This is a genomic window from Limnospira sp. PMC 289.06 (assembly GCF_032350395.1).
Taxonomy (GTDB): domain Bacteria; phylum Cyanobacteriota; class Cyanobacteriia; order Cyanobacteriales; family Microcoleaceae; genus Limnospira; species Limnospira platensis.
Map to the genome: position 1 here is coordinate 46,329 of NZ_JARPLC010000019.1, position 8,237 is coordinate 54,565.

Here is an 8,237-nt window from a genome sequence, read left to right on the forward strand (position 1 = left end):
CCCTGGGGGGGAGGAATTAGCAGAACCCGCCCCTACAATTAATAATTATCAATTGTCAATTGTCAATTATCAATTATCCATTGACTTTGGCGATCGCCGTATGATGACGGGGACTGTTGCAGACAATGGTAGGGGTGTGGAAACCTGCTGATTTGAAGGTTTCAACTAAATCTAGGGTGAAATACTGATCGAGATAGGGTTCGGTACTTTTTAGGAGGGTGAGGATATAGGGTGGCATTTTAGCGAATACCTCTGATTTGGGGTTCATATCCATAACCGCCAGATGTCCGTTAGGGCGCAATAGGCGGCGGGCTTCCTCAAATATATTTCGGGTGGCCTCTTGGGGGAGTTCATGACAGACCAGACAAAGGGAAACCAAATCAAAGGAGTGGTCTGGTAGACCTGTGGCTTCAGCGGGTGCGTGTACCCAAGTGGGGGGGTTATGGGAGGATTTTTGGTTAGTGTTATAGGCAGCGATCGCCAAAAAATAGGGGGACAAATCCACGCCTACCATAGTAGCATCAGGATAAATCTGCTGCATGGTATTGGTACTTAATCCGACACTACAGCCGAGATCGAGAATAGCTTTGGGGGGTTCGGGTAATACCTGCTGTAGTACATCATGATAACTTTGTCGTAGGCGATCGTCTCCCGCCACCCCAGCATCAGGCCAGATTTTGGCGTGAACCGCCAACGCCGCCACTTCCACCTCTACAGCAGCCTGCCAGCTTAAATTGCCGTTATCATAGGCATGAAAAGACCTTAAATAATATTCTGGATAAGCCAGATCAGACTTATTAACCTGCTGAAATTCCGGCGACCAGTCTCTCTGTAGGAGGGTATTGGCATGAGAGCGCCAAGGGACCCCCATTTTTTCAGCCCGATCAATCATCATCTGGCGGGCTTGATGTTTGGCGAACTTAGCTAGGGGTTGAATAGATAAAATACCATTGACCAGTCGCGATGCTGGTCCAATGGGTGGATTTTTAAAAGTTGTGGTCATATAGCCTGGTAATTAGCCTAAAAAATTTTTCCGTGCCTAATTTTGGCACACCAATTGGGTTTTAGTTAAATTCTGACCGAGATCATGATCTCGAATGATCTGACAAAGGTTAACATCAGTTTCTAACAGACAAGCATGGCCGCTGTTAGGGAGGATAACCATATTAGCTTTGGGTAGCTTCCTGGTTAAAAATTGAGCTTCTGTAATGGAGGGTAGCAATCTATCGGAACCACTGGCAATCACCAAAACGGGTAAATCTAGTTGACGGAGTTGGTATGGTTGAATATCAAACGATCGCAGCAGTCCCAAGCGCCAACTGGAAGTACGTTGAGGGACAGATTGCATAGCCTCTAACAAGGCTTGGCGATCGCCGATAGTAATTCCTGGCAATTTAGCCAGAAACGGCAAGAATCCGATCATAGACAGGGGATATAACCAACTAGGTAGCCAGTCGGTCAAATGTGATCCCCATTCTATCCAAGGTTGTTGCTTGAAAGCAGAAGCCGGGTTAACTAAAATCAGACCTTTGAGTTGATCACGAATTTGCATAGCCACTTTCATCGCCAGACAACCGCCAAAGGACTCCCCGCATATATAAATATCTTGATTGAGGTTGAGGCTGAGTTCTTGTTGAATTAAAGCCACAGTGCGATCGGTTAATGTATCCCAATCGTTCACATCTTCGGGAGGAATAGTCAAACAGCGCAGGTTAAAAAACTGAGACAGTCGGCGCTGTTGGGTTCGCAGGAGGCGACCCGTACCATCCATCCCCGGTAAAAACAAAAATAGAGGTAGGTGCGACTGACCGGGTGTAGGGTTAAAAAAATACATCGTTGGCTAGATTGGGCAAATATAATGGTTTATGTTAGGTAGTTGATCCGGTTAACTCATTTTAGCTTAACATTACTTTACCTTCTTGCCACAGTCATTGAGATCCATCTATACCATCGGGGGAAACCATTAGACAGATGGGGATAAGTGGCTAACTACAGTGGGCGGGAAATATGACAATCAAGGGAGCCGACCCAGTTAATCGATCGCGCTCGTATCTCCATTGACCTTGTAGATATTGGCGAAAAAGTTAAGACTTCGTTGAGAATTTTTAACATTTTTTTAAAAAGTATTATCATTTATAGGCTTTAGTTTGAGATGGTCAAAACCGTATCAAAATTGTTGCTGTTTTGACTGGGGAGAGGGTTCTAGGTGCCAGGGCACCCGACTCCGCCCCGAAGGCAGATCAAACCTAAGTAAGATCAGTTTAAGAGAGAAACTTGTATATCAGTCATGGATGTGACACCAACAACTAAAAAGACGTTTTCCTTAACAACACCTCTATATTATGTCAATGATGTTCCCCATATTGGCAGCGCCTACACGACGATCGCCGCCGATGCGATCGCCCGTTGGAAGCGACTACAGGGATATGAAGTGCTGCTAATTACTGGTACCGATGAACACGGCCAGAAAATTCAAAGGACAGCAGAGGAGGCGGGATGTTCCCCCCAAGTTCACTGTGATCGGATAGTGAGCAGTTTTGAGAGTCTGTGGAAACTGCTGGAAATTCAGTATGATCGTTTTAGTCGGACTACCAGCCCCCGTCACGAGGCGATCGTCAGAGAATTTTTCCAAAGGGTTTGGGAAAATGAGGATATATATTTGAGCCAACAACAAGGCTGGTATTGTGTATCCTGTGAAGAGTTCAAAGAAAAACGGGAACTAATAGACGAGAAATATTGCCCCATTCACGTGAATAAAGAAGTAGAATGGAGGGACGAGCAGAACTATTTTTTCCGTCTATCAAAATATCAAAAACAGCTCGAAGCCCTTTATCATGATCACCCCGACTTCATCGGGCCAGAAAGTCGCCGGAATGAAGTGATCAGTTTTGTTAACCAAGGGTTACAGGATTTCTCCATTTCTAGGGTGAATCTTGACTGGGGTTTCCCAGTTCCCATTGATCCCAGTCAAACCCTATATGTTTGGTTTGATGCACTACTAGGATATGTGACCGCGCTAGTTGATCCCGACTCAGAACCCAGCCTTTCTGAAGCGATCGCTAAATGGTGGCCGATAGACCTGCACCTAATTGGTAAAGACATCTTACGCTTCCATGCTGTTTACTGGCCAGCGATGTTAATGTCTGCCGACTTACCTTTACCTGGTCGTATCTTTGGACACGGTTTTCTAACTAAAGATGGTAAAAAGATGGGTAAGAGTTTAGGCAATACCCTTAATCCCGTGGAGTTGGTGAACCAATATGGTACCGATGCTGTCCGTTACTATTTTTTAAAAGAGATAGAATTTGGACAAGACGGTGATTATAATCAGACCAGATTTATTAATACCCTAAACGCCGACCTCGCCAATGATCTGGGCAATTTACTTAACCGGACTATGAAAATGGCTGCCAAATACTTTGACGGTAGAGTTCCGGCGATCGCAGTAGATAATATCTCTGCAGACAATCACCTAAAATCCATTGGTAGTTCCCTCGGTAACACCGTTAGTCAATTCTATGAAAAACTGGCGTTTAGCCAAGTGTGTGAGGCGGTTCTGGTTCTAGTTCAAGCTGGTAACAAATATGTAGACGAACAAGCACCCTGGTCACTGTATAAACGAGGGGAACTATCAGCCCTGAGTGAAGTGATCTACTCGGTGCTTGAGTCAGTCCGCTTGGCGGCTTATTTGTTAGCGCCAATTGTGCCAAATCTTAGCACGGCTGTCTACCAGCAACTGGGATACTCAATGAATTTTCAAGATCCTGAAGGGGCAGCCAAAATCATGGGTTTGGATAGCCATGCTCACTGGGGTATTTTACCAAGCGAGCAAGTGCTGGGAGAAGGTAAACCGGTTTTTCAAAAGCTGGAATCACCCAGTGCTGTAGTCTGATAAATTGATCTCCCTGAGACTGACAGAGGCGATCGAGCAGATTTAATCCCTTAATTATTGATAACTCAATGTTTAATTGAGATACACCTATTTGATCAGCATCATAAATAATAAATGAGGTTTAAAAATCATGTTGAATCATATCAACAACAGTAGTAACGACATATTCACCCCTGAACAGATTTTAGAAAATCGAGGGCGTGTGGCGATATTTATCGATGGCTCGAATCTGTTTTATGCCGCTTTACAATTAGGCATTGAAATTGATTACACGAAATTATTGTGCCGGCTAACCAGTGGTTCGCGATTATTGCGATCGTTTTTCTATACTGGGGTCGATCGCACTAATGAAAAGCAACAGGGATTTTTGCTGTGGATGCGTCGCAATGGGTATCGGGTGGTTGCTAAGGACTTAGTACAACTGCCAGATGGTTCTAAAAAAGCTAACCTAGATGTAGAAATTGCCGTAGATATGATCGCTCTAGTGGGTGCTTATGATACGGCGGTGCTGGTTAGTGGTGATGGCGATTTAGCTTATGCGGTCGATTGTGTCAGCTATAGAGGTGTGCGGGTGGAAGTGATTAGTTTGCGATCGATGACTAGCGACAGTCTAATTAATGTAGCCGATCGCTATATTGATCTCGAAGCGATCAAAGACGAAATTCAAAAAACCCCCCGCAGTCCTGGATATAGCTACCGTCCCCTATCAAGCATCAGTTTGATTGATGGAAAGGTTGAAGGCGCGTGATTTTTAAGAACTCAAACTACAGCCAACAGACAATCCCTGCCTTGTTGGGCTTGGGGATTGGCCAAATTATGTTGCTGATGTTGGTAATTTCTGGCGGGGGACTGGTAGGGTGTCAATCCCCCCAACCTTCAGAACCAACTACTTCTGAGGATCGCCCCCCCTCAGAAGAGTTTGAGAACACCCTGACTCTGGAAGATGTGGTACTCGAACAAGTAGACGAAGAGGGTCAATTGCTGTGGCAGGTGGAGGCTAAACAAGCAAGTTATAGTCAAGATCAGAAAATTGCGACGGTGACTGAACCGGTGGGGGAATTGTTTGTCAAGGGTGAGTTACGCTATAAAATTGAAGCTAAACAGGGGGAACTGCACCAAGATGGTCAGCGACTGTTTCTCCGGGATGATATTGTGGCTGTTGATCTCGAAAATGGTATTGTCTTGCGCGGTCAGGAGTTGGAATGGATTGTTAATGAGCAAATTCTGATTGTTCGTGACAATGTGACCGGAGAACATGAAAAAATGCAGGCGATCGCTACTGAGGTGCAATTATTCAATGATGACAAGCGGGTGGAATTTTGGAACCAAGTGGTGATCAACTTTAAGGAAGTAGGGGTGCAGCTACGCACTGATCACGTGATCTGGCGATGGGAAGAAGAAAGATTTATTTCTGAGCGTCGGGTGGAAATCGATCGCCTAGAAAATCTGGTGGTTATTGATCGCGCCGTCGCTAAAAGTGCTGAACTAGATTTAACTACGGCTATAGCCACTTTCAAAGATAATGTTCAGATTGCCCTGTCTAACCCGCCATTACAGCTTTCCAGCGCTCAGTTACAGTGGAACTACCAAGAACAAACTCTTAATTCCCCAGGACCAATCACTATTATCGATCGCCAAGAGCAATTGACTTTTTCGGGTGATCAGGGTTGGGGAGATTTGGACAGCCAAATTTTTAACCTGATTGGTAATGTTCTGGGGGTGGCTGAAAACCGACAGGCTCAAATTAATGCTGATCTACTTACCTGGTATGTGCCACAACAAGCCTTTAAAGCAGAAGGTGATGTAATTTACCGCCAAGTTGACCCCCAGATGACTCTCCGGGGAGAAGTGGCTACGGGACAATTTTCTACTCAAACTGTGGTGGTCACTGGCGGAAATCAGGGCGATCGGGTAGTTACGGAAATTTTTCCCTAAACTAAATCCAATCATGCTGGCAATTGATGTTAAAATAGCCCCACACCACTTGTGAAGTCAATAACCCCTATTCTGGCTTCAATTTTTCTCGCGCTAAGTGAGAACGATTACATCTTGTAGGGATGATCCCCTTCTGGTAAAATCAATATCTAAAGTTAGTATAAAATACTTAGCTTACCAGATAACCAGGCCATTGTGTCAGTGGGGAGTCAGTAAGCTGTCTACCGATGGAGATTGGCTATACCTACATGGGTAGTCGCCAATTCTCAATTATGACACTGGTCTGGGTTGTCCTGCTCAAAATAGAGTGGTTGAGCTTGTAAACAGTTTTTTGCTTAGAGGGAACCTATGGTAAATCAGCCGGATCGCGTAGTTTTAATTGGTGTTGCTGGGGATTCCGGGTGCGGAAAATCTACCTTTTTGCGTCGTATAACAGATATCTTTGGAGAAGATTTTGTTACGGTCATCTGTTTAGATGATTATCATAGTCTCGATCGCAAGCAACGCAAGGAAACCGGGATTACCGCTCTCGATCCCCGCGCCAACAATTTTGACCTGATGTATGAGCAGATTAAAACGCTCAAAAGTGGTCAATCTATCAATAAACCTATCTATAACCATGAAACTGGTCTGATCGATCCGCCAGAACGTATCGATCCTAATCACATTGTGGTTATTGAAGGTCTACACCCCTTGTATGATGAGCGTGTCAGAGGTCTGTTAGACTTTAGCGTTTACCTCGATATTAGTGATGAGGTCAAAATCTCCTGGAAAATACAGCGGGATATGGCCGAACGGGGACACCGCTATGAGGATGTTCTGGCTTCTATTAATGCTCGTCGTCCTGACTTTGAAGCCTATATCGATCCTCAGAAGCAATATGCAGATGTGGTCATCCAAATTCTACCTACCCAATTGATTCCTGGTGATAAGGAACACAAAGTCCTACGGGTGCGCCTGATGCAGCGCGATGGAGTAGAAGGTTTTGAACCGGCTTATCTTTTTGATGAGGGTTCCACTATTAACTGGACTCCTTGCGGTCGTAAGCTGACTTGTTCTTATCCCGGTATCAAGATGTTCTATGGGCCTGATGCTTACTATGGCAATGAGGTCTCTGTACTAGAGGTTGATGGGAAGTTCGATAACCTCGAAGAGATGATCTACGTTGAAGGTCACATGAGCAATATTGCTACGAAATACTATGGTGAACTAACTCATCTGTTGCGGGAACACCAAGATTACCCGGGTTCTAATGATGGCACTGGACTGTTCCAGGTTCTGGTCGGTCTGAAAATGAGAGCCACTTATGAACGCTTGGTCGGAAAAGGTGAAAAAGTGGCGGCGGCTGTTTAGCTATAAGCTCTCAACATTTCATTTCAACTCGCCCTTGGCTATTCGCTGGGGGCTTGTTGTTACTCTCGTGTTGATTTTTTAGTCAATTCCTGAGATTGACTCCCCAGGGGTTGACAAGGGGAGGCGATCGCGGTTATAATATTGACATATTCTTGAATAATAAAATATTGGCACAAATAAAAAAATTGCAACTATCCCATTATATTAGAAGTATAGCAGCAACGCCGGCAAAAGGCAACCCCCCCTCAAAAAAAGGCCGATTTTTTCACAAAACTTTACAAAACTTTACAAATACTTAATCAGGGGGGGGTTGACAAGGGGAGGCGATCGCGGTTAGAATATTGACATATTCTGAAATAATGGAATATTGCCACAAATAAAAAAATTGCAACTATCCCATTATACTAGGAGTATAGCAGCAACGCCGGCAAAAGGCAACCCCCCCCTCAAAAAAAGGCCGATTTTTTCACAAAACTTTACAAAACTTTACAAAAGTTAACATAATCCCTAGCTTGATAACTCAAGTTGGGGGAAAAAGGACAGGGGAGGTTAGTTGTTATTTGACAGCGTAGAGGTGATTATCGCCACTACCAAAATAGACAACCCCGCCTGAAACGGCTGGGGAAGAGCCAATCCAATTTTCTGTTCTAAATTTCCAGCGTTCCTGTCCAGTGTTAACATCTAGGGCGTAGAGGTGATTATCGTAACTGCCAAAATAGACAACGCCGGCTGAGACGGCTGGGGAAGAGTCAATCACAGCTTGTGTTCTGAAGCGCCAGCGTTCCTGTCCAGTGTTAACATCTAGGGCGTAGAGGTGATTATCGTGACTGCCAAAATAGACAACCCCGGCTGAGACGGCTGGGGAAGAGAAAATACCATCTCCTGTTCTAAACCGCCAGCGTTCCTGTCCAGTGTTAACATCTAGGGCGTAGAGGTGATTATCGTGACTGCCAAAATAGACAACCCCGGCTGAGACGGCTGGGGAAGAGCCAATCACAGCTTGTGTTCTGAAGCGCCAGCGTTCCTGTCCAGTGTTAGCATCTAGGGCATAAAGGTA

General features: G+C 44.9%; 7 protein-coding genes. 4 read left to right on the forward strand and 3 right to left on the reverse strand.

The window, feature by feature from the left end; all coding sequences use genetic code 11:
* Positions 1-73: 73 nt before the first annotated feature.
* Positions 74-1,003, reverse strand: coding sequence for a class I SAM-dependent methyltransferase (locus tag P5674_RS06755; protein WP_014277197.1), 930 nt, complete (start codon positions 1,001-1,003; stop codon positions 74-76).
* Between the two features lie 36 nt (positions 1,004-1,039).
* The gene (locus tag P5674_RS06760; protein ID WP_315669881.1) at positions 1,040-1,834 is read right to left on the reverse strand and encodes an alpha/beta fold hydrolase; all 795 of its coding nucleotides are present in this window, start codon (positions 1,832-1,834) and stop codon (positions 1,040-1,042) included.
* 453 nt (positions 1,835-2,287) lie between these two features.
* Between P5674_RS06760 and metG the strand changes: the two genes are divergently transcribed.
* The 4 genes from metG (at position 2,288) to P5674_RS06780 (ending at position 7,180) form a co-directional block, all read left to right on the forward strand.
* Positions 2,288-3,892 carry a methionine--tRNA ligase gene (gene metG / locus P5674_RS06765; protein ID WP_006616868.1) on the forward strand — a complete coding sequence of 535 codons (1,605 nt, stop codon included), beginning with the start codon at positions 2,288-2,290 and terminating at the stop codon, positions 3,890-3,892.
* Positions 3,893-4,022: 130 nt separating this feature from the next.
* Positions 4,023-4,640, forward strand: coding sequence for a LabA-like NYN domain-containing protein (locus tag P5674_RS06770; RefSeq protein WP_006616867.1), 618 nt, complete (start codon positions 4,023-4,025; stop codon positions 4,638-4,640).
* A complete protein-coding gene (lptC, locus tag P5674_RS06775) occupies positions 4,637-5,827 on the forward strand; it encodes an LPS export ABC transporter periplasmic protein LptC (protein ID WP_014277199.1) in 1,191 nt (396 codons plus the stop codon). The genes P5674_RS06770 and lptC overlap by 4 nt, the downstream gene beginning before the upstream one ends.
* Positions 5,828-6,175: 348 nt before the next feature.
* A complete protein-coding gene (locus tag P5674_RS06780) occupies positions 6,176-7,180 on the forward strand; it encodes a phosphoribulokinase (RefSeq protein WP_006616865.1) in 1,005 nt (334 codons plus the stop codon).
* Between the two features lie 556 nt (positions 7,181-7,736).
* Here P5674_RS06780 and P5674_RS06785 read toward each other — a convergent pair.
* Positions 7,737-8,237 (reverse strand): PQQ-binding-like beta-propeller repeat protein (locus tag P5674_RS06785; protein WP_315669882.1); only part of this gene is annotated, 501 nt, incomplete at its 5' end.